Origin of the sequence: Brevibacillus thermoruber 423, assembly GCF_000454065.1 — a bacterium.
In the GTDB taxonomy this organism is placed as follows: Bacteria; Bacillota; Bacilli; order Brevibacillales; family Brevibacillaceae; genus Brevibacillus; species Brevibacillus thermoruber.
In genome coordinates this window covers 185,589-208,014 of sequence record NZ_KE695650.1, presented here as the reverse complement: position 1 = coordinate 208,014, position 22,426 = coordinate 185,589, and the positions used below count along the sequence as shown (strand labels likewise).

Here is a 22,426-nt window from a genome sequence, read left to right as displayed (position 1 = left end):
TCGTCGCCTTTTGTCTGTTGCGCTATCCCACCTTCGGCTGGGGCACGGGACGTCCGAGCCATTCTTCATAAAACGCGTCGATGTCGGGCTCGAAATCCTTGATGACCGGATACCAGGGCGTCACGTTTTCCACTTCCAACTGCACGCCGCATGACGGGCAGTAGTATTCCCGGATCACCTGCCACTGCGGGTCGGGCGCCAGCAGTTTGGGATACAGTTCCTCCAGCTTCTCTTCCGTATCCCGGACGTAAATGAGCGCATGCAGTTTCCAGTTGTCCCGGTAGTCGCAGAATTCGTGGCCGCAATCGCACTTCACGATGCGGTCGCCGCTTTCTTTCTGCACGATGTACAAGTGCAGGCCGGCCGGGAGGAGAATCCGGTCTTCCCACGGCACCCGTTCCTGCAGGATGCCGAGATAGGTGTCAAACCGCTCGGGATCTTTAAAATGGGAGAGCATCTCCTTTAGTTTGAAAAAATCAATCGTGCCGTCGATCAGTTCTTCAATCGTACGCTTGTCGTATTTGGGCATGGCTCAACCTCCTTGGCTCCCCTGTCGCTATTGGATTTGATTGCGGGCCCCGAATACCGGGATGCCCAATTCGCTTTCCTTGATGATCCACTCTTCCGGCAGATCCCAGAACTCCTTGAACTGTTTGGTGAATTTCTCGCTGAGGGCAAAGCTGCCGGCGTACATGTGACGAACCTGAATGGCCGCCTGCTTGTTGAGAATGTTCTCCCTCTCCTGCTTCATCCATTCGCGCGTGGGTTTGCCGCGCTTGATCCGCTCTTTTCTGATTTCGGCCCGGCGCTGTTCGGTCTTCGCCTCATCGACCACCCAGCGGCCTTTCTGGTCCTGGGCGATGACGGCGCCGTACACTTTCTCCGCATAGGCCGGCAGCAGATGGCCTTCGTTCAGGTCGGTTTCGATCGCTTTCGGATTGCGTTCGAGCGGATCGCCAAAACCGGGGCCTCCCCGCAGGTAATTCAGATACAAGTCGTAATTGTCAAAAATCTCCTCGGTCGTGATCGCCTGCTTGTCGCGTTTGATTTCTTTGGCGGTGATCAGTTTTTCGTACTGCGGATTGCCGGGGTCCGGATCTCCTCCCAACGGCAGCGGCCGTTTCTTTTCGATCAGTTCCTTGATGTTGGTCCCGTGCGCTTCGAACCGGTACCCGGAAGCGGCCGGATAGCCGCCCATCAGGCCGCAATCGCTGGACATGTAGCCATTGCCCATGAAGAACATGGTCCAGTCCTTGGCTCCCCAGACCATCCGCAGGGTTTCGTACCCGTTTCCTCCCCGGTATTTTCCGTATCCGCCCGTGTTCGGCTTGATTGACCGTCCGAGGTACAAGAGCGGTTCGGCCAGCTCCCAGATTTCCATGTCCCCCATGTCGCCTTCGGGATTCCATACGGCGGCGGCGTGATCGATACCGTCCTTGACCGCACTCGCCCCGACGCCTTCTGCCGCCGATTCGAAGCTGTTGACCGCGTGGTTTTCATGAAACTGGTTGTACCCGCCGCCCTGCAGCCAGTTGCTGGTATTCGCGTTCCCCGCGTTCACTTCTTCCAGATAGCCGCGGGCAAAATAGGTCCGGCTCAGCGAACGCCACAGCGGGCTCCAGGCGGAAACGAGGAAATGCCAGGCGTAGCTGTGGGCGGTGCGGATGTCGTCGGGATTCAGCCAGGAGCCGTAGGGCAGGCCAAACCGGCTTGCATAATAGGCGCCGTCGTTGACCCGGTCGTTCGGGATCAAGGTTTGGGAGAGCATCACCCAGATCCCGCTGGTAATCGAGACCGGCGTCGCGTTGTAGCTGTGCCAGCCCCAGCGGTTGACCCCTTCAAAGTCGATTTCCAGTTTCCCGTCCTTGTGAATCGTCATCTCGGACGGGGCGTGCATGATGGTGTTTACCCGCGCATACGGCGGCACGTCCAGATTTTGATAGGGGACGTCAACGAACGAAACGCCGCGGTATGTGCCCGGAATGGTCATCGACTTCACCTGGTTGATGAACCCGCGCCGGCCGTCCTCGATCACTTCCCGGATAAACTGTTTGTACGTGTCAATGCCTTCCTCTTCGATGATCTGCAGCACCAGGTCGCGGATCATGTGGCAGCCGGCGACGCGGGTCCGTTCATCCAGCAGCCAGTATTTGGTCGTGCGGACGGAGCGCTGGCTTTCAATCAGCCAGTCTTTCAGCAGCGTGTCGTTTTTGCCGATTTTTCGGCAGGCCACCTGATAGCCGTCATCGTATCGCGTCACGGGCCCGACCGTCATGCTGCCGGGAGCGGTGGCCCCGACATCGATCACGTGGGTGACACCGCCCACCCAGCCGACCAGTTCGTGTCCCCAGAAAATCGGCACGATGGTGTGCACGTCGCACGGGTGTACGTTGCCGATCTGGCAGTCGTTGTTGCAGAAGATGTCGCCCGGTTCGATGCCCGGATTTTCCTCGTAGTCGTTTTTGATCATGTACTTGATCGCAGCGCCCATCGTTCCCACGTGGATGATGATGCCCGTCGAGGTCACGATGGAATCCGCTTCCGGCGTGTACAGGGTAAAACACAGTTCCCCTTCCTGTTCGACGATGGGGGAAGCGGCCACCCGCTTGGCCGTCTCGCGGGCATGAACCACACCTCCACGCAGTTTCGCGAATATTTTTTCGTACCGAATCGGCTCCGATTCCTTGAACGGCAGTTCCTTCAACCCGGCATAATGACCGGTTTCGCGGCTCAGCCGGTCAATTTCTTCCCTCATTTGTTTGAGCGTTTTTCCATGAAAGCCGATCGGACGGCGGGCATTGTTTTGAACCAACCATTCACTCTGCACATTTGCCACTTCCAATCCCTCCTCCCATTTTTCTCAAGCCAATGGCGCCATCGATTGCGCTCATTTGGGTTCCTTCAGGTGAAAGATGCGGTGGCGATCCAGACGCGTCTCATACCCCGGCGGAATGACAAACGTCGTCGCGGACGATTCCAGGATGGCAAACCCCTTGATCCGGTTCCCCGCTTTCAGTTTTTCCATTTCCCAGATGTCGGCCGTCGTCCACTTTCCTTTCCAATACACAGGGCGGCTGCCCAGGTACGCGTCCTGCGGAGGCTGTTCGCCGCCGAGCGGCTCTTCCGGAATTTTCGGCTTCGGCACTTCGACGATCCCGCGCACAATCGCTCCGGTCACCGAGTAGCCCAGTTCGGGGGAACGGGCGGCTTTCGCATACACGCGGCCGTACGTCTCCTCAAAGGTGTGAACCAGCACATTCCAGTCTTCCACCGTGCGCAGTGCCTGGATCGGCGATTCGATTTCCAGGTCGTTCAACTGCCCCTGATACTGCATGCGGAAATAGAAGCGGAATTCGACCTGATTGCGCGGGAACCCGTTTTTCTCGAATTCGTCGGCCACTTTGTCCATCAGTTCCACCCATGCCTGCTGCAGTTCGCCGATCGCGTCCGTTTTCTCCTGTTCGGCCGCGGCCGCGTTTACATTGATGTCCAGCGTTTTGTCGTAGCGGTACTCGAAATCGGCCGCCCCGCATCCGAAGGCGGAAAATCCGGCAGCCCACGCCGGGACCAGGATGTCCTCGAAGCCAAGCCCTTTGGTGTAGCCGGCCGTGTGCAGCGGTCCGCCCCCGCCGTACGAGAAGCACACGTATTGGGAAGGAGAGTACCCCTTGCCGAGAATCATCGATTCCAGGTAATTGCGGAGCTGCGACTCCAGGAGATCGATCACTCCGTAGGCGGCGTCCTCCACCGTCAGGCCGAGCGGATCGGCGATTTGTTCCTTGACCGCCTGGTACGCTCGCTCCGGATACAGTTTCACCTCTCCGCCCAGGAAATTGTCGGGATTGATCAATCCGAGCACGACGTGGCAGTCGGATACGGTAACGGTTTCAATGCCGCCCGCCGGATTGCACACGCCTACCCGGTATCCGGCGCTGTCCGGCCCCAGCGTAATCGACTTGAAGTTCGGGTCGATCCGGACGAAGCTGCCGGCACCGGCCCCCACCGTATCCATCGCGACCAACGGCAGAGACAGGACCAGACGTGCCATGTCCGGACTCGTATTGATGCTCAGATCCCCCTGCGTGATCAGCGCCATGTCAAAACTGGTCCCGCCGATGTCCGAACACGCGATATTGCGGATGCCCAGGTGCTCGCCCAAATACTTGGCCCCCACAACGCCGCCGATCGGTCCCGACACCAGCGTGCGGGCCAGTTCATTCGCCCGGTAACTGATCGTTCCGCCATGGCTGGCCATCACCCGCAGGTCGAATTTGGCCCCTCTCTCCTTGACCCGCTTGTCGATCTTCAGCAGCGTTTCGCGGGACGGATCGGCCGCATACGCCTCGATGATGGTGGTATTGGTTCGGTGCGACTCCTTGCGCAGCGGGTAGTAGTCGACCGACGCGAAAATCGGCACCTCTTGGCCCCGTTTGTTCATGATGGCCTTCGCCATGTCGCGGACCTTGCGCTCATGCGCAGGGTACTTGTAGGAATGGAGGAAGCTGATGACGATGGCTTCCACCTGCTGATCCAACAGCTCGACCACCGCTTGTTCCACTTCGTGTTCATACAGCGGAATCACCACATTGCCAAACAGGTCGACCCGTTCGGTGATCCCCCGTGTCAGCTCCCGCGGTACCAGGGGCGGGTCGTAGCGGTGTGTGTTCAGATGCAGGCGGTCCGAATACGAGTACCCGAGATAAGCCTGAATGGCTCTCCCCATCCGGTGGAAGTCTTCCATCCCTTTGTTGACGATCAGCCCGACGCGCCGTCCTTTCCGGGAAACCAGGCGGTTGAGCATCGCCGTCCCGGAATACACGCCCGCCACCAACTGGGGGAACGCCTCTTCCACCGTGGTGTTCCAGTAGGAGAGGGCATCACGCGCCGAGTTCAAGAGGCCGATCGACTCGTCGTCAGGGGTGGACTGCGCCTTGCCGACCACAAATTCCCCTTTGTCGTTGATGATGAAGGTGTCGGTCATGGTGCCTCCGGCGTCGATCGCGAGAATTTGCGCATTAATGCTTCCCATGTGGTAAATCATCTCCCTTCCATCCATGAGTCGTTGATTCGTTCACACAAGAGGCCCGCTCTTGCTGCATCTACCTACAAGCACAAACGATGCCAACCCTGGTCCGCAGCCATGCATGGAATTTCCGCGTTCTGCGGCAGGGATTTTCCGCGCGGAGACAACCGGCCTCCTCTTCCGCAGATGGAGCTGCCTGTAGCGATTCGCTACACGTGTTCGCTACACGGGTGAACAGCTCGTCCACTGTTTTCACACCGGCTGCGGTCTGCCCGTTCCGCTATCCTCCGCATGACGGGTTTCGTGCACCGGCGGACTGCCGGAGAATTCCCCCACGCCGCCGAATCGCGTGCACCGGGCTGCCCGCGGCGCGCAAAAAAAGCAGCCGGCACTCCACTCAGAGCGCCGGCTGCCTGTGTTCTGTTCCCTCACGCTGCCCGCAGATCCTACTTCCTCCCCTGCACGTAAGTCGCGCTGAAAACAAACAGCCGCATGAGCAAAAACAAGGACGGAATCAGCAGCAGAATGCCGCCAACAAAGGCCGCAATCAGCGCCACGCCCATCGCATCGCTGGTCACCCCCGATTCCACGGTCAGATAGGGATACAGCAGATACGGCAGATGGGAACGGCCATACCCGAAGAATGCAAAGGCAAACTGCAGCATGACAAAGAGAAAGGCGGTTCCGTACCATTTCCGCTGGATGATCAACGCCAGCGCAAGGAGAAAGCAGGCGAGAGAAGCCATAAACATCCAACTCATGGAAAGCATCCGCTCAAAATGCTCGGGATTATGGGTACGGATCGTAAAGAAGGCGAGGAAACTCACAAAGATCGTCGGCAGGCTGTTGTACAGGGCAAACCGGCGCAGCACCTCCCGCGCCTCCGTATCGTTCGCCCGATCCGCATAGTAGGTTAAAAAGGACGCGCTGATGAACAGAACGCTGACAATGGCCAACAGGACGACCACCCAGGCGTACGGGCTGCGGACAAGCTGATGCAGAAGAAGTTCCACGCGCTGTCCGTCGACCGAAATAAAACCACCCTCGGAGATCGTCAACAGCGTGGCCAACGAAGCCGGGATGAACAGCCCCGTCACTCCATAGACAAACAGGTACACCGTGTTTTTTCGCGCTCCGTAATTGGCAAACGCATAGAACGACCCCCGAATCGCGATCAGCAGCAGCGCCACGCTTCCGGGAACGAGCAGCGCGACGCCATACATGTAGGCGACGTCCGGAAAAAAGCCGATGACCGCATACACGAAAAAAATCAAAAAGACATTCGTTACCTCCCACACCGGGGACAAATACCGGTCAATAATCGCGTTGATGATGTGGTCGCGTTTCGTCAGCTTTCCGTAAAAGGAGAAAAACCCGGCACCAAAATCAATGGAAGCGACGATCAGATACCCGTACAGAAAGATCCACGCGATGGCAATGCCAATCTTGTGCAGTTCCATGGCGCCCCCTACAAGATGATTTTTCTGGCTTCCAGCTCCACTTCCGGTGGTGTTTTGCGGAACAATCGAACGAGCACGCTCGTCACCAGCACGGCCAGGAATACATACAGCAAGACAAACAACACAAGCATTTCAGGCAGGTAAGCCGCCGGAGTGACTGCTTCGCCCGTTCGCAAAACCCCCCGCAAAATCCACGGCTGCCGGCCGACTTCGGCAAAAATCCAGCCGCACTCCGTGGCCAGCACGGCAAACGGGCCGCCAGCCATGATGGCGGCGAGGACGGGGCGATTGTATCTCGAAAACCGCGTCAGTTTGCCTCTCTTCTGCAAAAAGGACAAGCCGACAAACAGGAACGACACGACAAACAAATACGCCCCCAACCCCACCATCAGGTCGAAGAAGTAGTGCACGTACAGCGGCGGCCAAAGCTCGCGGGGAAACTGATCCAGCCCGATTACCTTCGCATCGGGGGTTCCTTTCGCCAGGATGCTTAACAGCAGGGGGATGCCCAACGCATACTCCGTTTCCAAGGTGTCTTCGTGTAAAATGCCGCCGACAATCAGCTTCGCCCGGGCTCCTGTATGAAAATGCCACTCCCCTGCGGCCAGTTTTTCCGGTTGGGATTCGGCCAAAAATTTTCCGGACCAGTCTCCCATCACCGTATTGAGAACGGAAAACACCAAGGAAAGGAGCATCGTAAACCCGAGCGCCTTTTGATAGTACTCATGCTGTTTCTTTCGATAGAGGTGATACGCGGCGATCGCGGCCAACACGAACGAGACCGTTAAAAACGCCGACGACAGCACATGAGCCACCTTCGACGGCGCAGCCGGATTAAACATGGCCTGCCACGGATCGATCGCGGTGATCACGCCGTTTTCCAGCCGAAAGCCTTGGGGCGTATTCATGAACGCATTGACGGAGGTAATGAAACAAGCGGAACCAACCGCCCCGATGATGATCGGAACAGACAAAACCCAATGAAGCCACGGGTTTTGGAAGCGATCCCACGTGTACAGGTACATCCCCAGAAAAATCGCTTCAAAGAAAAAGGCGAATGTCTCCAAAAACAGCGGCAACCCGATCACCTTGCCGGCGAGCTGCATAAAACCCGGCCACAGAAAGACAAGCTGCAGCGCGATGCAGGTCCCCGTCACGACTCCCACGGCAACCGTGATCACATACCCCCGTGCCCATCGTCGGGCCAGGAGAAGGTAATGGACGTCTTTTTTCCATAGCCCGACAAATTCCGCCAACGAGATGCACAGGGGAATTCCCACCCCCATCGTCGCGAAAATGATGTGAAAGCCCAATGTAAGCGAGGTCAGCAGTCTGGCTGCGATCACCTGGTCAAATGCAAACACGGTTCTTCTCCTTTCGTTTACCCACGCATCCACTTCATGAGCAAAGCAATCAGCAAGAGAAAGGAAATCCCGAAACAGAAATAAGCCAGCCGAATTTCTTGCTTGCGAAAGGACTGCATGTCTGATTCCCTCCCATCCGCTGCCTTATTTTTCCCAATCCCGCTCCTGATATGCAGGAATTTCCATTTTCGTCCCTTCCCGGTTTGGCCTGCTTGCGGAGCTTCACATATGAAAAAAGGCAGCGAGATTGTACCTCGCCACCTTTCCAACGCATGTGCTTCCCTTACAGGGTAATAATGTGGTAATCTTCCGCGATCAGATTTGCGATACTGGCGTGACCTTGGTTGTCTTTTGCCGACGCAATGTTCGCCTTCTGTACGTCTTCCTTTGCTCCGAAAGCCCCGGCGCAATAATCACAAGCCTCGATCACACCCAATTCCTTGACTTTTTTGTATAACGGGTTCATCGGATGGCTCGGATCCTCAAAACGGCGAATCCACAGCGTCCCTTCGCCATCGAAGATCAATTTCACGTTTCCGCCGGCAGCGTTGATTTCCTCTGCATACAGCAGCCCATGAACGGCTCTTCCCAGTTCATTTTCACCTGCGTGCACAAAGATCGCGACGTTTTTCATGTTCATCCCTCCTTGTGTTGATGGTTTCAGTATAACTTTGGTTTGATCGGGCATCTGTAATGCAGTTCCTTCATCGACTGTGAAGTAGGTTACATTCTCGCTGCTGCCCTTCCCGTTGTGCATGGACATCCTTCGTATGGTAAAGTAAAAAATACACAATGCTTGGGGGGCAGGGCATGATGAACAAACTGTGGTATTTGTCTCAAATCAAACTGTTTGACAAGCTCTCTCCCGAGGATATGGAAGAGATAGACAAAGGGACGCGCCATGCCAAAATACGCAAACATACCATCATCCAAACGCCCGAGATGGTTCGGGATGGACTTTTCTTCGTAAAGGAAGGGGCTTTGCGCCTGTATATTGTCAATTCAGAGGGAAAACAGTTTACTGTGGGGATTTTGGGGAAAGGAAGTACGTTTGGCGAGATCGACTCGTTCTCTCTCGGCACCCATGGCGTGTATATTGAAACGATTGATGACACGTTGCTCTGCTCCATGAGCGGTGAGCAATTTGAGAAATTCTTATCCACCCGTCCCCATATCATGAAACGGGTCATGAGGATCCTGAGCGACCAATTGAACGAAAAGAACGAGATGCTGGAGAAACTGGCACTAGGCACTGTCAGAGAGAAGCTACTCTTTTTGCTGCTGAATCTTTCCGCAGAATTTGGCGTGCTGGAAGATGGGTATCATCGAATCGATCTCCCTCTCACGCATCAGGAAATCGGCAACATGATCGGTGCCACTCGTGAATCCGTAACCGCAGCGATCAATGAACTGGCAAAAGAAGAGCTGATCCGAACCGGGCGCAAAACCATCTCCGTTCATCGTGAGCGGGTAAAAGAACAGCTTTTTGGCTGAGGAACGGAACCCCTGAACACATCGCTTCCGTTTTGTCCGGCTGTGATTGTGAATCAGCTTACAGTCACGACCGCTTCCATTCGATAAACTGAACGGAATCGGCAGGGAACAAACCCAAAGACAGGTGGTGTCCCTCATGAGAATAACCCTGTACGTAAGCGACGGATGCGCGGCATGCGAACAGGTCTTGCAATATTTCAAGCAAAAAGACGTCGCGTATGAAGTGATCAATGTCACGTTCGATCAAGTGAAATTTGACCAAATGCTGCGCGAGGGGGGCATCGCTACCCCTTTTATCGTGCTGAACGGCCGAGCTTTTCATGTGTTTGACCGCGACAAAATCGAGGCTTTCCTGAACTCGTCAAAATAAGGAGCGTACTCATCGTCTCCGTAACCATGCACCGCATGGACTAAGAAACGAAGCGGAGCAAAGAAAACGCCTCCGTATTCCATGGAATGGAAGCGTTTTGCAGTGTTCATCTTTCCGTGTGTACGCTGAAATCATAGTCATAACAGACATGATAGAGCTGGACCAATTCGTCATGGGTGGGAATTCGGGGATGATTGCCCGGGCTGCCGCTGGCCAAAGCATCCGCCGCCATTTTCGATACCACCTGATTCCACCTGGTTTTGTCGATACCCCATGTCTTCACGTTCGGAATCTGCAAATCCCGGCATAACCTTTTGATCTCCAGAATCAGCTTGTCAACCGTTTCCGCTTCCGATCGCCCCGTCCCATCCGACGCAATGATCCGTCCGATGATCGCCAACCGTTCCAGAGCGCTTTCTTTGGTAAACTCCAGTACGGCCGGAAGCAGCATGGCATTGGAAACGCCGTGCGGAACGTGAAACATGGCGCCGATCGGGCGGGACATGCCGTGGACGAGCGTCACGGATGCATTGGAAAACGCCGCACCGGCCAGCATGGACGCCAGGGCCATCTGTTCCCTCGCCTCCAGGTTGTCTCCCTGCTCATACGCCAAGCGGAGATTCTTCATGATGAGTTCGATCGCCTGCAAGGCCCATGCGTCCGTGACCGGCTGGGCGCAGCGGGAAATAAACGCCTCCATGGCATGGCACAACGCGTCCACCCCGGTGGCGGCTGTAACCGACGGCGGGCACGACAGGGTCAGGATGGGATCTACAATTGCGACAGCCGGAAGCAGTTCCGGCCGTGCCAGCATCATCTTGACGTCCTGTTCCGTGTCGATGATAACCGTCACCTTGGTCACCTCAGAGCCTGTACCTGCCGTAGTGGGTACGGCAATGAGCGGGAGCGGTTTGTTCGCAAAGGGCTTGTGGCTGCCCACATAGTCCCGGATGTGGCCCCCGTTCGTCATGAGCACGGCTGCCGCCTTGGCGGTATCCAAACAACTGCCGCCGCCTACGGCCACCAGGGTATCGCACCCCAGTTCCCTGCACATGGTTAGCGCTTCGTCCACATGGCGGTCCGTCGGCTCGGAATCAACCCCGACGTATTTGGCGCAAGGAATGCCCTGTTCGGACAGATACTGTTCACAAGCCGCTACATTGCCCATCCTGTCCATGATCGGATCGCTGACGATCAACACGTTTTTTCCCAAAGAGGCAGCCATCCTGCCTACTTCCGCGAAGGAGCCGCGTCCGTACAAAATGCGGCCGGGCATTCGCACTTCATGAATCGCCATCGTATTCCCCCTTCATGATTTTATCGGACAAGGCCGCGCACATGACCTGCTCGTGCCGAAGCCGCGCATTCTCATCCCTGCTCCATCCGGCGGATACACCGGCATGTCCGACTTTCCCTTTTCCGATGACGTTTGATCCTATTCCTTACCCTGAAACCTCCCGATCCATGATGATGTCTGCCGGTTGTGTAATCAGATGCTTCTCCGGTGTGGACAGGCGGCTGGCGGCAGCAAGACGGCTCGTCCAGAACAACAGGGGATTCGCCTCATAAAGGCTGTGCTTGAAATGCAGCTCCGTTTCTCTGGTGATGGTCGTCAGCGGTACCTGATACGTCTGCAGCCGCCGATACTCGCACGCATCGTTGGAACGTTCCGGACTCTGCCGAATGAGAAACGACAAGCCTTTTAAGCGTTGGCGCCTGTCCACGTAAAACACGCTTTTCCAAAAGCCGAAGGGAACTTTCACCTGGCAGCCTGGTCGGCCGTGTACGCCGCAGTACTCTTCGTCGTCGTCCTTGAAAATCGGTCCGGTGATCACGATCAATTTTTTCTCGCTTTTCAGACTGTTCAGAATCCAATCCTCCAGGCAGTTCCAGACCCCCGTGTTGAAGTTGTGGTGCTGCAGTACGATATTGGCGTAGCAGAACGAGTCATGGTTGGCTTTTTCCGCTTCGCGCCGCTCTCCCCAGCAGACATCTCTCCTGCGCGTCAAATGTCCCTTGTCATACTCATTCTGTGCATAATATTCCGGTCCGACCTGGTTCTCCGCCCCGATGCGGTCATCCACATGCCATGATTGGTTATCGCGGGGCACGTTGATCAATCGGCTTTCATCCACGCATGCAGCGGAATAAACCGCAAACTTCCGCCGTCTGTTCATCACAATGGAGAAGTGGGTAAAGTCATACACCCTTCCGTTTTCCAACGCGTCTTCCGCCGTTTTTCCCAGCAGCAAAGGCAAAGGAACGTCGTGCGGTTCTCCCAGAAAAGCGGGATCATAGCCCATAACCGATTCCTCCCTTTCTCCGTCGTGAAAAGCGTTCAAGCCGCATTCGCTTCGCTGCATTTGCTACGTCTGCATTTCGGCAGCCGGTCAGTCGAATCCTTTGACGAAAGAAGGGAGCTTTTGTAAACGGGAATGAACGCGCGGTTCGACAACCCGAAACGTTTCCAACAACGACGAAACCAGTGTGCCCCGGCATCATACCGACACACACTGGCCGCTTCGTTTTTTCAAGAGGTCAATGCGAAAGGGGCATCGGGCGTTTTACGTTTTACTTTCTTTGATTGAGAAGCTGAACGATCTCTTCCTTCATCTTCCGGGCTTCAAACAGCGCACGATCGTCGCCCATGATGTCCCCCGGCCGATTGGCCGAGCCGATCACATATCCGCCAAAATCGATGGAGACAAAGTCAAAAATGTACTGGAACTGCTGTACCAACGGGAGTGCCTTTACGCGCGGGTTGTCACCGCCGACGATAATCACATATCCTTTCTTTCTGCTCATCTCTTCCTTGAAGTTCGGTTTGTCGCGCAGGCTTTGCGACCAGCGATCCACAAAATCCTTCATTCTCCCCGACATGCCATACCAATACAGGGGAGTCGCAAAGATGAGAATGTCGTGGGAAAGGACCTCGGATATGACCTGATCGTAATCGTCATCAACCGGTTGAAACCCTTCTGCCGTGTGACGCCGGTCCTCGATTGCCTCGATGCGCTTGTCACGCAGGTATATTTTGGTGCAGGGGAGCCCCTCTACGACGAGATCAGTGAGGTGGTCCGTGTTGCCATTCGCACGGGAACTTCCATAGATGGCCAGAACTTTCATCCCTGTTTCTCTCCATTCCTTGTCAAGATGAATGACTGCGTACGATGATGCCCCAATCGGGAGGATTCCCTTTTCTTCTCATCTCCCTTGGCGATTGGGACAAGGTTATCATACAGGAAAATCCATCGGTCCATCCACCTGCTGGTGGTTGAAATTCCATATATGAATTGACGGTTATATGAATATCAGTTTATAATACCTCCTGAAGGAAGGAGGACGAGGAGCAATGCTCGACACCTACGCCGTGATTGCAGAGCCTTCCCGCCGACGCATCCTGGACCGGCTACTACAGTCCGACTCCAGTGTCACTGAGCTGGCCAAAGATCTCGGTCTGTCACAGCCCTTGATATCCAAACACCTTAGGACGCTCCGCGAAAGTGGTCTTGTACGGGTCCGGGTCGAGGCCCAGCGTCGCATCTATTCTCTGGATGCCGGGCCGCTCGCGGAGATCGACGAGTGGTTGAGTGCTTATCGGATAAAGTGGAATCAGCATGTTGACGCCCTGGCCGAGCACCTCGACCAGAGAAAAATTTCACGGGAGGGAACCACAAAGTGAGTTCACACGTTTCAGGAAATCCCCGCCTCACCCGAGACGACGGCGACTGGGTCCTTGTGCTCGAACGGATCCTGGAGCATCCGCGCGAGGAGGTCTGGGCTGCACTGACCCAGGCCGAGCAGATCCCCAATTGGGGACCTTTCACGACAGACAGGGATCTGACCACGACCGGGGCGGTACGACTGGCACACATCGACATGCCCGAGGCCGATGAGAAGGAAGGATATGTCCTGGAAGTCAACGCACCGCACCTGCTCGTATTTAGATGGGGGGACGACATCCTGCGATGGGAACTGAGCGGTGATGGAGACAAGACCTTCCTGGTTCTTCGACACCGCTTCGCAGATCGTCAGGAAGCACCCTCCTACGCGGCGGGATGGCACCTTTGTCTTGACGGCCTTGCTGGAACATTGGCTGGCGAGAAGATGCCCTCAATGGTGGGACATAACGCGGTCAACTACGGTTGGCGGGAACTGTTCGCGCGGTATGCAGAGCTGTTGGGGATCAATTGAGAGCAGGATTGGTAAAGGGGTGACACGTTAAAAGTGCCAATTGGCCCTTTTTATGCAAGTTCCTGTTGAACGAAAGGGGGCGTTAGTGCAAGAAAGCAGCAGCAGTCTAGGACCTTATTCTCTCGTCCAAGGCTGCTGTTTGTATTTGTGACAAGTCAGTCTATACTTATTTAAAAAAACTGACGATACTACGATACATGAAGACCTACAATATCTTTATTTTCCCGGAACACGAAGTAAAAGGACTGGGGGGTGGAGTCGAGCCGATAGATGTTGTACGTGTTCCGATCCGCTTTCGACTGCATTTTCCGTTACGACTGCAAGCCAATCTCCGTTGGCCGGAAACAGACAGGAATGAACGTTTAGCTTACGGATCGCGCTGCTTGCTTTCTTTTTATGCGTTTCCTTGATCAGAATCGCAAAACAATCACCCGGCGTGGACATCATGGCTCCTGCTGTTCAACCCGTGCGAGAATGTTGGGGATTTCATACAGATCTTTGGCCTGAAACGCGGCCCTTTTCTCTTCTGTCCTCACTAAAATTCCTTTAATCCCTACGTTTTCTGCCCCAAGGACGTCTGCATGTAGATTGTCGCCAATCATCCATACTGTACGGGGATTCCCTACCTTTTGCAATGCGATTTGGTAGAGTTGTGGATGTGGTTTCTCATATCCTTCCAACGAAAAGTTTATTATTACTGAAATAAAATCTGTTAAACCTAAATAATTCAGGATGTCTTGCAGCTCAGGAACATGATTGGAAATGACGGCATGGATCCAGCCTTGTTCTTTTAGACGCTCCAACACAGGAAGCGCGTCTTCATACAGCGCCCATTTTTTCACATCGATATAGGTTTCCTGTGCAATCAAAGCCAGCCTTTGCGCTGCATGTTCATGATAACCCAATGAGCGGTAGGCTTTTTCAATCACCTGTTTTCTGAGACTCGACCACCATAATTCAGGCGTATGAAGATGTGTGTGTGCCACATCAGGGTGGTGCCACGGAAAACCGCTGCTTACTAACGGTTTGAGATCATCCAGGGTAACGTCGCAATCAGGTTCTATTTCGTGTAAGGCTTCGAGCAAGGCGCTGCTCCACTTCCCCCCTCGGCGATGCCCCAACGTCCCGTCAAAATCCCAGAATAACACCTTGCTGGACATCCATTTCCCCCCTGCCGTTCCACAAGTGGTGAATCCACAATCCCCCAAAAAAAGAACCCCTTTACACAGAGTTATCGGCGAATCGTCGCAACTCCATGAGAAAGAGGTTGGGGATCGTCCTGTAAGCTGTATATACAACATGAGCATACCAGCTCGACTTCGTTTCCCTGCGAAAGCGATATGCGATTAATCGCCGCCTTCATGCCACAGCTCAAGCGGCAGGCCGACCAGGGATTTGCCGATCCATTCGCGGGCGATATTGTTGGAAGGGCCCATCGCGATGCCGGCCCGCGCATCTCTGAACAGCCGCTCGAACACGCCCCGCTTGTAACCGTACCCGCCGGTCACATCCAATGCGGCTTTGGTCGCTTTGCCGGCCACCTCCGACGCGTGAATTTTAAACGAGACGAGCGGCAGAAGCAGTTCCACCTGCGGCCTGCCCTGCTTCTGCAATTCATCCAGCTGCTTCGCCAATGAAAGCTGCCATGGCTTGAGGCTGTCGATCAGGACCTTCACCTCGGCGAGCTGCTGCCGGATCACTTGATAATCGGCCAACCGTTTGTTGAAGTCACGATGAATCATGTTTTTCACATACTCCGCCGCGGCTTCCAACGCCGCTTCCGCAACCCCCAGCCACGTGGACCCCAATCCAATCAAATACACGGGAGACACGCCGCTCTCCAGTATTTCCCTGCCCTGGCCGTCAGCCCCGAGCTTATCTCGCGGATGGACGCGAACCCCCTCGTATCGGATCGGTCCGCTATGATTGCCGCGAACGCCCAGCGCGTCCCATACACCAGGCGTAATCCCCGGTAGGCGGCCGTCCACGATGAAAAAGCTCACATCGGTAGGCGATTGGGCGCCCGGTGATCGGGTCTGCACGAGATAGAAATCAGCCTGCCCCGCGCTGGTGGTGAACGACTTTTCGGCGTTCAGAACATACGCATCGCTGTCCCGGGAAGCCTCGCTGAAATTGAACCACCAATGTCCGCCCGATGCCCGCTCGCTTGTGGAATACGTTCCGATCAGCCCTTTTCGCACAGGCTTCAACCAGCGTTCCTTCTGATCGTCATTGCCGTACAGCGTGATGGTTTGAACGGCTCCGACGTGCATGACGTACACCAATGACGTGGAGGCACATCCTTTCCCGATTTCCTCGGCGGCAATCGCAAAGGCAGCGTGGTCCAAGCCTCTCCCTTCCCACCGCTCCGGAATCAATACGCCGTTCCAGCCCGCTTCGGCCAGGGCCTGCAGGTTTTCTCTCGGGAAAACACCATCCCGGTCCGTCGCTTCGGCTCTCGGTTTGATCACCGTTTCGACAAGGGTCCGTATTTCTTCCCGTATGTGTTGGTAATCCCGATCGAGATCCTTATCCTTGGTGGGAACACTCATGGCTTCTCCTCCTTTTTTCGTTACCTGGCGGATACCGTCTTTCCGAGCGCCTCTTCCTTTTCGCGGACCAGCGGGATGACGTTTTTTCCGAATGCGAGAATGTCTTCTTCGTAATGCAGGAAGCCCGTCAGGATCAGATCGACGCCAATCTTTTTCAGTTCGATGATCCGATCCGCCACCTGTTCCGCCGTTCCGATGAGTCCCGTTTTGAACCCATCATTGTACTGCACCAGATTCGAAAAATCCGAATTCGCCCACATCCCCTGCCGTTCCGGCGACGCCTGGCCGGCAAAACGCACCTGGCTGCGGAACCCCTCCACGGCCTCCGGGTCGGCGTGATGAATGATGTCCTGGAGAACCGCTCTGGCTTCCTCCTCCGTATCCCGGACGATGACAAAGGCGTTGGCGCCGAACTTCACGGTGCGGTTGTGTGCCGCGGCCAGCCTTTTCACATCCTCGATTTGCGCTTTGAACCCGTCGATGTCATTTCCGTTCATAAAGTACCAGTCCGACACTCTGGCAGCCATTTGTCTGGCTGCAGCCGAGTTGCCGCCTTGGAAAACGGGCGGAGCGGACACCGGCTTCGGCTTCAACGGGGCGCCGTTAATCCGGTAGAAATCTCCGCGAAACACGGTCTCTTCTTCGGACCACATCTGTTTGAGAATGCGGATGAATTCTTCGGATCGCCTGTACCGTTCATCGTGATCCAGCCACGGTTCGCCGTACCCGTGGAACTCGCCTTTGAACCACCCGCTGACCACATTGACCGCTGCCCGGCCATGGCTGATCTGGTCCAGCGTGGAAATCATCTTGGCCACCACCCCCGGATGCCATAATCCAGGCAGCACGGCGGCAATGAGCTTGATGTTTTGCGTGACGGCTGCAAGGGCGGACGCAAGGGTAATGGCTTCCAACTGATTTTCCGCGCCGTAGCTGGCAATAAAGCGAGTCTGCAGCAGCGCGAATTCAAAACCGGCCTCTTCCGCATACCGGGCATAACGGGCATTCGCTTCAAACGACCACTCGGTTCGCTGCAGAATCTTGGAGATCACCAACCCGCCGCTGACATTGGGGACCCAATACGCAAATTTCACCGACATGCATCATCCTCCTCACCGTTTGAATACATTTGAATATTCAGCTTTTGGCGGCTGCTGTTCACTTGGGTGAACGCGCGGTTACCTCCGTCTTGGGCCGTTCATTGTTCGCGATCAGTTCGCCGAATGGACTGATGAACGACTGCGGTTCCTGCTGTTTTGGCTGCCTGGACAGCGGCAAAAGCGGAAAGAGCAGTTCTGCCGTGCGATACGCTTCCTCCAGGTGCGGATACCCGGAGAGAATAAAGGTGTCGATCCCCAGGTCGGCGTACTCCCGCATCCTGTCGGCAACGGTTTGGGCGTCCCCGACAAGCGCCGTGCCCGCACCGCCCCTCACCAGACCGATCCCGGCCCATAGATTGGGGCTGACCTCCAGTGCGGTACGGTCGCCGCGGTGAAGGGCCGCCATTCGTCTCTGTCCCTCGGAGTCAAAGCGGGCGAAGATGGTTTGCGCGGCGGCGATCGTCTCATCGTCGAGATAACGGATCAGTTCGTGGGCCTCGTTCCACGCTTTTTCGTTCGTTTCCCGCACGATCACGTGCAGCCGGATGCCGAACCGTACCGTTCTGCCCTGCCGTTCCGCCAGCTTGCGCATCTGCTTGATCTTCGCTTCCACCTGTGCCGGCGGTTCGCCCCACGTCAGGTAGACGTCAACATGTTTCGCCGCCACTTCCTGGCCGGCCGCTGAGGAGCCGCCGAAATACAGCGGCGGATGCGGTTTCTGGATCGGCGGGTACACCACTTTCGCACCCTTCACGCGCACATGGTCGCCTTCAAAATCGACTTCTTCCCCCTGCAGTTCCTTGCGCCACACGTGCAAAAATTCATCCGTCAAGGCGTACCGGGAATCATGGTCGAGAAAGAGTCCGTCGCCCGCCAACTCCACCGGGTCCCCACCGGCGACGACGTTGATCAGCAATCGTCCGCCAGACAAGCGGTCGAACGTGGAGGTCATCCGTGCCGCCACAGTCGGCGACATCAATCCGGGACGCACCGCCACCAAAAACTTGAGACGTTCTGTCACCGGAATCAACGACGCGGCGACCAGCCACGGGTCCTCGCACGATTTGCCCGTCGGAATGAGCACCCCGCCAAAACCAAGCCGATCCGCGGCCTGTGCGATCTGTTTCATGTAAGGATAGTCGACGGCCCTCGCCCCTTTGGCGGTGCCCAGGTACCGTCCATCTCCGTGTGTGGGAATAAACCAGAAAACTTCCATTGTCATCCCTTCCCCGTGTTTTATTTTTTCCATACGGCGTCTTTCACGTGAATCGGCTGCGGAATCAGTCCCAGCTTCGCGAACGTATCCGCTATGCGTTGCTGCTCGGCAATCACTTCGTCCGTGATCGGGCGGACGCCGTATTCACGCCTTCCCGCTGCCAGCTTCAGTGATGGAACATCGATGCCCAGTTGTGCCGACAACAGCTCCGCCAGTTCGTCCTGATTGTTTTTCGCCCATTCGTCCACCTTGTTCAACTCATCCAGCAAGGCGTCGATGATGTCGGGATGGTTTTCCGCGAATGTTCGGGACGCCAGGTAAAATTCATGGTTGCTGACGACGCCCCTCCCATCGGCCAACAGCGTGGCGTTCGTCGCGGTTTGCGCAGCCGCCAGGAACGGGTCCCAAACGACCCACGCGTCCACGCTGCCTTGCTCGAACGCCGCTCGGGCGTCGGCTGGAGGCAGAAACGCCGTCTTGACATCCTTGTACTGCAGCCCGGCGGCTTCCAGCTGCTTTACGAGCAGGTAATGAACGTTTGATCCTTTGTTGAGCGCGACTTTCTTTCCTTTCAAATCGGCGACGGTCTTCACGGGGGAACCGTTTGGCACCAAGATCCCTTCCCCTTGGGGGCTGGGTGGTTCATGCGCCAAATAGACGAGCGGGGCCCCGGCCGCCTGCGCGAAAATCGGCGGCGCCTCCCCGGTATGGCCGATTTCGATGCTTCCGACATTCAACGCTTCCAGAAGCTGCGGCCCTCCCGGAAATTCGGTCCATTCCACCTTCACGCCGGCGTCGGCCAGGCGCTTCTCCAGCCAGCCCTGCGCCTTCAAAACATTCATCGTGCCGTATTTTTGAAACCCGATGCGGATGACCCGCTGCCCTTCTGCAGCGGATGTGGCGGCAGTCTCTTTTGGCGTCTGGCTGCCGCAAGCCGTCAACGCGGCGAGCAGGCAAATCGTTGTCAGCAAAGCGGCGATCACGTTCTTCATGGTTCAAACTCCTTTTACTCATGATTCAGGCACAAAAAAACACGGTTCATTATAAACCGTGTCTCCGGTGGTCCGGTCGAAACAATTTCTAACAATCCCTATGTGATTAGTTGTATTTATGGTTGTATACTACCACCGCCCCCACATGCTGTCAATCCTTTTCCGGGGACGCTCTCCCTCTGTCATGGCATAGTCAATCATATGCAGTCCCTGGGCTTTGCGTTCATGAAAAAACGCCGGCCCCCTGCCGCCATAATAGCCCGAGTGAGCCATTCTCCTCTAACTGTTTTCTTGGTAGGGTAAAAAGGGAGTGATCACTCATTCAAGTCAGGTGAATCTCATGAGACGAATTGTTCTGTGCTGGATTATCCTTTTGATGCTGATTGGCACAGGTTCTCCCCCTGCGTTTGCCCATGCCGGTCTGCTGTCTACCACCCCCCGAGACGGACAGGTCGTGCAAACAAGCCCCGGGGAAATCACGCTGGAGTTCAGCGAGCCGCTGGAAGAAGGGCTCATTGATCTCAAGCTGTACGACGGAAACGGCCGCCCGATTGCGCTGGCAGGGCCGATTCTGGCAGCGGGCGACGCCGCCCGGATGCGCGCTGAACCGCCGAAGCTGCCCAATGGCACGTACACCGTGGTCTGGTCCGTCGTCTCCGAAGACGGCCATCCGGTCAACGGGTCCTTCTCGTTCTCGGTCGGGCGGTCCGCGTCCGGAACCATCGCCCCCGTATCGGATGGAACGTCCGCCCTCATCGACCGCACCCTGGCGGTGATCCGCTACGTCGTGGAAGGAACCCTGCTGTTTGGAGCCGGACTCCTCTGGCTCTCCTGGCTCGGCCGACGACGCGGCTGGCCCGAAGGTGTGAGCGAGATCGGACGCGGGCGGCGGGCGGTGTGGTTCGTCCTCGTCGCCGGATTGATCGCCGAAGGACTTCTCTATCTGGCCGCCCTGCCGGGGAACGGTCTGGCTTCCGTGTTTCAGAAAGGACAGTGGACGATCCTCGGACAATCCCCCTTCCTCGGGATGGTCGGAGCGCAGCTTGCGCTCATGCTTCTCGCCGCCGTGCCGGGCATGGTGGAAGGCTGGTACCTGGTCATGTGGGCGCTGGCCGTCGGGGCGCTGGCGTTTGGCGGGCACGCGTGGGGCATACAGCCGATGTGGCTGGCCGCATCGTTCCGGATTCTGCACCTGTTCGCCCTGGCGCTCTGGCTGGGGGCGCTGACCTACCTGCTCCTCGCGATGCGCTGGGAAAGGAAAGCCGGCGCCGCCATCGAGTGGGGGCCGTTTCGCCGGTTCTTTGTCCGGCTGGCGCTACTCGCGTCCGCCACTGCGCTGCTCTCCGGCGCCGCCATGACCGTCCAGCAAACGGATTGGGCGGTCTTGTGGACCAAAGGGCAGACGTGGAGCGTGCTGCTTGGCCTCAAGGTGACGCTGACCGCCGTGATGCTCGTGCTCGCGATCACGCAGACCCTGCGGTGGCAAAAACACGGCCGCCTGACGTCTCCCGCCCTGCTGCGCTGGGAGTGGGGGGCAGGCGCGCTGGCCCTGCTGGGCGGAGTCTGGATGAGCCAGTCGGCGTATCCCCTGCCGGTGACGTCCTACACCAAAACCTTTCCTGCCGGTGACGCGCAGGTGGTGGTGCAGATCCCGCGGGTGGCGCCCGGTACACAGATCATGACCATCGAGTTCCCCGCACCGATGACCGAACCGCGGCAAGTCCTGGTGCAGGTATCCAAGCCGGACGCAGCGGTGAACAGGCAGCCCATCCCCGCCGAGCGGACAGGTACGGGGCGTTATCAGGCGGACATTCCGTTTTCCATGTACGGAACGTGGACCTATCGGATCGACGCCGCCTTCCACAACGGAACACATGCAGAATTCACCGACACGCTGTTTATACCTGGAGGAGGAGAAACACGATGAAAATGAACTGGAACAAATGGGTAAGCACGCTCGCCGTTGCCGGAGCGCTCCTGACCTTTGCGGGAACGGCCAGCGCCCATGTCACCGTCTGGCCGAAGGAAACGAAAGCGGACTCCTATGAACGCTATACCGTTCGCGTCCCGGTGGAAAAGGACAGCAACACCGTCAAGGTGCGTCTGGAATTCCCGGCGGGTGTGAAAGTGGGCACGGTTCTGCCGGTCCCCGGCTGGACCTACGAATGGGAAAAAGACGCGGACGGCCGGTTCAAGGCGATCACCTGGACGGCCACCGCCGGCGGGATCAAGCCGCACGAATTCATGGAGTTCGGCCTCTCCGCCAAAAACCCCGGCGAACCGGGCACCCTGACATGGAACGCGTATCAGACGTACGCCGACGGCACGGTCGTCGAGTGGACCGGTGCCGCAGGTTCCGACACCCCGGCTCCTACCGTCGCGGTAAAGGAAGGGACGCAGGCAGCAGATGACCACGCAGATGCGAACAAAGCGGAGGGGAACCACGAGGCCGGTCACGCAGCGGCTCCTGCCGCACAGGACAGCTCTTCTTCGTCCGGCAGCACGCTGCCGCTGGTTCTCTCCGGGCTGGCGCTGCTGGTCTCGGTGATCAGCCTCTTCCGGAAAAAAGCGTAAGCGGCGCGCAGGCTGGCAACCTTGCCATCCGAGAGGTTCCTCAACCGAAAGCCCTCCCGCGGACAAATCCGCAGGAGGGCTTTGCTT

Annotated in this window: 20 protein-coding genes; 6 read left to right on the top strand and 14 right to left on the bottom strand. The window is 56.7% G+C overall.

Going from position 1 to position 22,426, the window contains the following annotated elements; translation table 11 throughout:
- Nucleotides 1–22 precede the first annotated feature (22 nt).
- The 6 genes from M516_RS0109270 to M516_RS0109240 form a co-directional block, all read right to left on the bottom strand.
- The gene (locus M516_RS0109270; protein ID WP_029098860.1) at nt 23–529 is read right to left on the bottom strand and encodes an acetone carboxylase subunit gamma; all 507 of its coding nucleotides are present in this window, start codon (nt 527–529) and stop codon (nt 23–25) included.
- A 27-nt stretch (nt 530–556) separates the two neighbouring features.
- Complete coding sequence (locus M516_RS0109265; protein WP_420796320.1) at nt 557–2,827, bottom strand: hydantoinase B/oxoprolinase family protein; 2,271 nt, start codon at nt 2,825–2,827, stop codon at nt 557–559.
- Nucleotides 2,828–2,887: 60 nt separating this feature from the next.
- On the bottom strand, nt 2,888–5,029 hold the full coding sequence (locus M516_RS0109260) for a hydantoinase/oxoprolinase family protein (RefSeq protein ID WP_029098858.1): 2,142 nt from the start codon (nt 5,027–5,029) through the stop codon (nt 2,888–2,890).
- A gap of 440 nt (nt 5,030–5,469) precedes the next feature.
- Complete coding sequence (locus M516_RS0109255; protein WP_029098857.1) at nt 5,470–6,483, bottom strand: cytochrome d ubiquinol oxidase subunit II; 1,014 nt, start codon at nt 6,481–6,483, stop codon at nt 5,470–5,472.
- An 8-nt stretch (nt 6,484–6,491) separates the two neighbouring features.
- Nucleotides 6,492–7,847: a cytochrome ubiquinol oxidase subunit I gene (locus tag M516_RS0109250; protein ID WP_029098856.1), complete on the bottom strand. Its 1,356-nt coding sequence runs from the start codon at nt 7,845–7,847 to the stop codon at nt 6,492–6,494.
- 283 nt (nt 7,848–8,130) lie between these two features.
- The gene (locus M516_RS0109240; protein WP_029098855.1) at nt 8,131–8,481 is read right to left on the bottom strand and encodes a DsrE family protein; all 351 of its coding nucleotides are present in this window, start codon (nt 8,479–8,481) and stop codon (nt 8,131–8,133) included.
- 176 nt (nt 8,482–8,657) lie between these two features.
- Between M516_RS0109240 and M516_RS0109235 the strand changes: the two genes are divergently transcribed.
- Nucleotides 8,658–9,341 carry a Crp/Fnr family transcriptional regulator gene (locus M516_RS0109235; RefSeq protein WP_051188170.1) on the top strand — a complete coding sequence of 228 codons (684 nt, stop codon included), beginning with the start codon at nt 8,658–8,660 and terminating at the stop codon, nt 9,339–9,341.
- 136 nt (nt 9,342–9,477) lie between these two features.
- Nucleotides 9,478–9,711: a glutaredoxin family protein gene (locus tag M516_RS0109230; RefSeq protein WP_029098853.1), complete on the top strand. Its 234-nt coding sequence runs from the start codon at nt 9,478–9,480 to the stop codon at nt 9,709–9,711.
- Between the two features lie 106 nt (nt 9,712–9,817).
- Here M516_RS0109230 and M516_RS0109225 read toward each other — a convergent pair whose 3' ends face one another.
- The 3 genes from M516_RS0109225 to M516_RS0109215 form a co-directional block, all read right to left on the bottom strand.
- The gene (locus M516_RS0109225) at nt 9,818–11,008 is read right to left on the bottom strand and encodes an iron-containing alcohol dehydrogenase (protein ID WP_035289387.1); all 1,191 of its coding nucleotides are present in this window, start codon (nt 11,006–11,008) and stop codon (nt 9,818–9,820) included.
- A 145-nt stretch (nt 11,009–11,153) separates the two neighbouring features.
- Nucleotides 11,154–12,014, bottom strand: a complete 861-nt coding sequence (locus M516_RS0109220) for a DNA/RNA non-specific endonuclease (protein ID WP_029098851.1) — start codon at nt 12,012–12,014, stop codon at nt 11,154–11,156.
- A 268-nt stretch (nt 12,015–12,282) separates the two neighbouring features.
- Nucleotides 12,283–12,837 carry a flavodoxin family protein gene (locus M516_RS0109215; protein ID WP_029098850.1) on the bottom strand — a complete coding sequence of 185 codons (555 nt, stop codon included), beginning with the start codon at nt 12,835–12,837 and terminating at the stop codon, nt 12,283–12,285.
- Nucleotides 12,838–13,063: 226 nt separating this feature from the next.
- On the opposite strand from M516_RS0109215, the gene M516_RS0109210 reads away from it, so the two are divergent.
- Entirely contained in the window at nt 13,064–13,393 is a 330-nt protein-coding gene (locus tag M516_RS0109210; RefSeq protein ID WP_029098849.1) for an ArsR/SmtB family transcription factor, read from the top strand.
- Complete coding sequence (locus M516_RS23205) at nt 13,390–13,905, top strand: SRPBCC family protein (RefSeq protein WP_035289385.1); 516 nt, start codon at nt 13,390–13,392, stop codon at nt 13,903–13,905. The genes M516_RS0109210 and M516_RS23205 overlap by 4 nt, the downstream gene beginning before the upstream one ends.
- 443 nt (nt 13,906–14,348) lie before the next feature.
- Here the strand turns inward: M516_RS23205 and M516_RS0109200 are convergent, their stop codons facing one another.
- The 5 genes from M516_RS0109200 to M516_RS0109180 all read right to left on the bottom strand — a co-directional run bounded on the left by M516_RS0109200 (nt 14,349) and on the right by M516_RS0109180 (nt 19,765).
- On the bottom strand, nt 14,349–15,065 hold the full coding sequence (locus tag M516_RS0109200) for an HAD-IA family hydrolase (RefSeq protein WP_029098848.1): 717 nt from the start codon (nt 15,063–15,065) through the stop codon (nt 14,349–14,351).
- A gap of 186 nt (nt 15,066–15,251) precedes the next feature.
- Nucleotides 15,252–16,457 carry an acyl-CoA dehydrogenase family protein gene (locus tag M516_RS0109195; protein ID WP_029098847.1) on the bottom strand — a complete coding sequence of 402 codons (1,206 nt, stop codon included), beginning with the start codon at nt 16,455–16,457 and terminating at the stop codon, nt 15,252–15,254.
- Between the two features lie 20 nt (nt 16,458–16,477).
- Entirely contained in the window at nt 16,478–17,557 is a 1,080-nt protein-coding gene (sfnG, locus tag M516_RS0109190) for a dimethylsulfone monooxygenase SfnG (RefSeq protein WP_029098846.1), read from the bottom strand.
- A gap of 58 nt (nt 17,558–17,615) precedes the next feature.
- Nucleotides 17,616–18,773: an FMNH2-dependent alkanesulfonate monooxygenase gene (ssuD, locus tag M516_RS0109185; RefSeq protein WP_029098845.1), complete on the bottom strand. Its 1,158-nt coding sequence runs from the start codon at nt 18,771–18,773 to the stop codon at nt 17,616–17,618.
- Between the two features lie 20 nt (nt 18,774–18,793).
- Nucleotides 18,794–19,765 (bottom strand): sulfonate ABC transporter substrate-binding protein, encoded by a 972-nt coding sequence (locus M516_RS0109180; RefSeq protein WP_152523376.1) that lies wholly within the window; start codon nt 19,763–19,765, stop codon nt 18,794–18,796.
- A gap of 340 nt (nt 19,766–20,105) precedes the next feature.
- Between M516_RS0109180 and M516_RS23200 the strand changes: the two genes are divergently transcribed.
- Nucleotides 20,106–21,692 (top strand): copper resistance CopC/CopD family protein, encoded by a 1,587-nt coding sequence (locus M516_RS23200; RefSeq protein ID WP_081656498.1) that lies wholly within the window; start codon nt 20,106–20,108, stop codon nt 21,690–21,692.
- Entirely contained in the window at nt 21,689–22,339 is a 651-nt protein-coding gene (locus tag M516_RS0109170) for a YcnI family copper-binding membrane protein (protein WP_333781404.1), read from the top strand. The genes M516_RS23200 and M516_RS0109170 overlap by 4 nt, the downstream gene beginning before the upstream one ends.
- Nucleotides 22,340–22,426 lie beyond the last annotated feature (87 nt).

Excerpts from the sequence above, each read along its gene's own strand:
- M516_RS0109270 (WP_029098860.1), bottom strand. The coding sequence starts at position 529 with ATGCCCAAATACGACAAGCGTACGATTGAAGAACTGATCGACGGCACG.
- M516_RS0109260 (WP_029098858.1), bottom strand. The coding sequence starts at position 5,029 with ATGGGAAGCATTAATGCGCAAATTCTCGCGATCGACGCCGGAGGCACC.
- M516_RS0109255 (WP_029098857.1), bottom strand. The coding sequence starts at position 6,483 with ATGGAACTGCACAAGATTGGCATTGCCATCGCGTGGATCTTTCTGTAC.
- M516_RS0109240 (WP_029098855.1), bottom strand. The coding sequence starts at position 8,481 with ATGAAAAACGTCGCGATCTTTGTGCACGCAGGTGAAAATGAACTGGGA.
- M516_RS0109235 (WP_051188170.1), top strand. The coding sequence starts at position 8,658 with ATGATGAACAAACTGTGGTATTTGTCTCAAATCAAACTGTTTGACAAG.
- M516_RS0109230 (WP_029098853.1), top strand. The coding sequence starts at position 9,478 with ATGAGAATAACCCTGTACGTAAGCGACGGATGCGCGGCATGCGAACAG.
- M516_RS0109225 (WP_035289387.1), bottom strand. The coding sequence starts at position 11,008 with ATGGCGATTCATGAAGTGCGAATGCCCGGCCGCATTTTGTACGGACGC.
- M516_RS0109220 (WP_029098851.1), bottom strand. The coding sequence starts at position 12,014 with ATGGGCTATGATCCCGCTTTTCTGGGAGAACCGCACGACGTTCCTTTG.
- M516_RS0109215 (WP_029098850.1), bottom strand. The coding sequence starts at position 12,837 with ATGAAAGTTCTGGCCATCTATGGAAGTTCCCGTGCGAATGGCAACACG.
- M516_RS0109210 (WP_029098849.1), top strand. The coding sequence starts at position 13,064 with ATGCTCGACACCTACGCCGTGATTGCAGAGCCTTCCCGCCGACGCATC.
- M516_RS0109200 (WP_029098848.1), bottom strand. The coding sequence starts at position 15,065 with ATGTCCAGCAAGGTGTTATTCTGGGATTTTGACGGGACGTTGGGGCAT.
- M516_RS0109195 (WP_029098847.1), bottom strand. The coding sequence starts at position 16,457 with ATGAGTGTTCCCACCAAGGATAAGGATCTCGATCGGGATTACCAACAC.
- sfnG (WP_029098846.1), bottom strand. The coding sequence starts at position 17,557 with ATGTCGGTGAAATTTGCGTATTGGGTCCCCAATGTCAGCGGCGGGTTG.
- ssuD (WP_029098845.1), bottom strand. The coding sequence starts at position 18,773 with ATGGAAGTTTTCTGGTTTATTCCCACACACGGAGATGGACGGTACCTG.
- M516_RS0109180 (WP_152523376.1), bottom strand. The coding sequence starts at position 19,765 with ATGAAGAACGTGATCGCCGCTTTGCTGACAACGATTTGCCTGCTCGCC.
- M516_RS23200 (WP_081656498.1), top strand. The coding sequence starts at position 20,106 with ATGAGACGAATTGTTCTGTGCTGGATTATCCTTTTGATGCTGATTGGC.
- M516_RS0109170 (WP_333781404.1), top strand. The coding sequence starts at position 21,689 with ATGAAAATGAACTGGAACAAATGGGTAAGCACGCTCGCCGTTGCCGGA.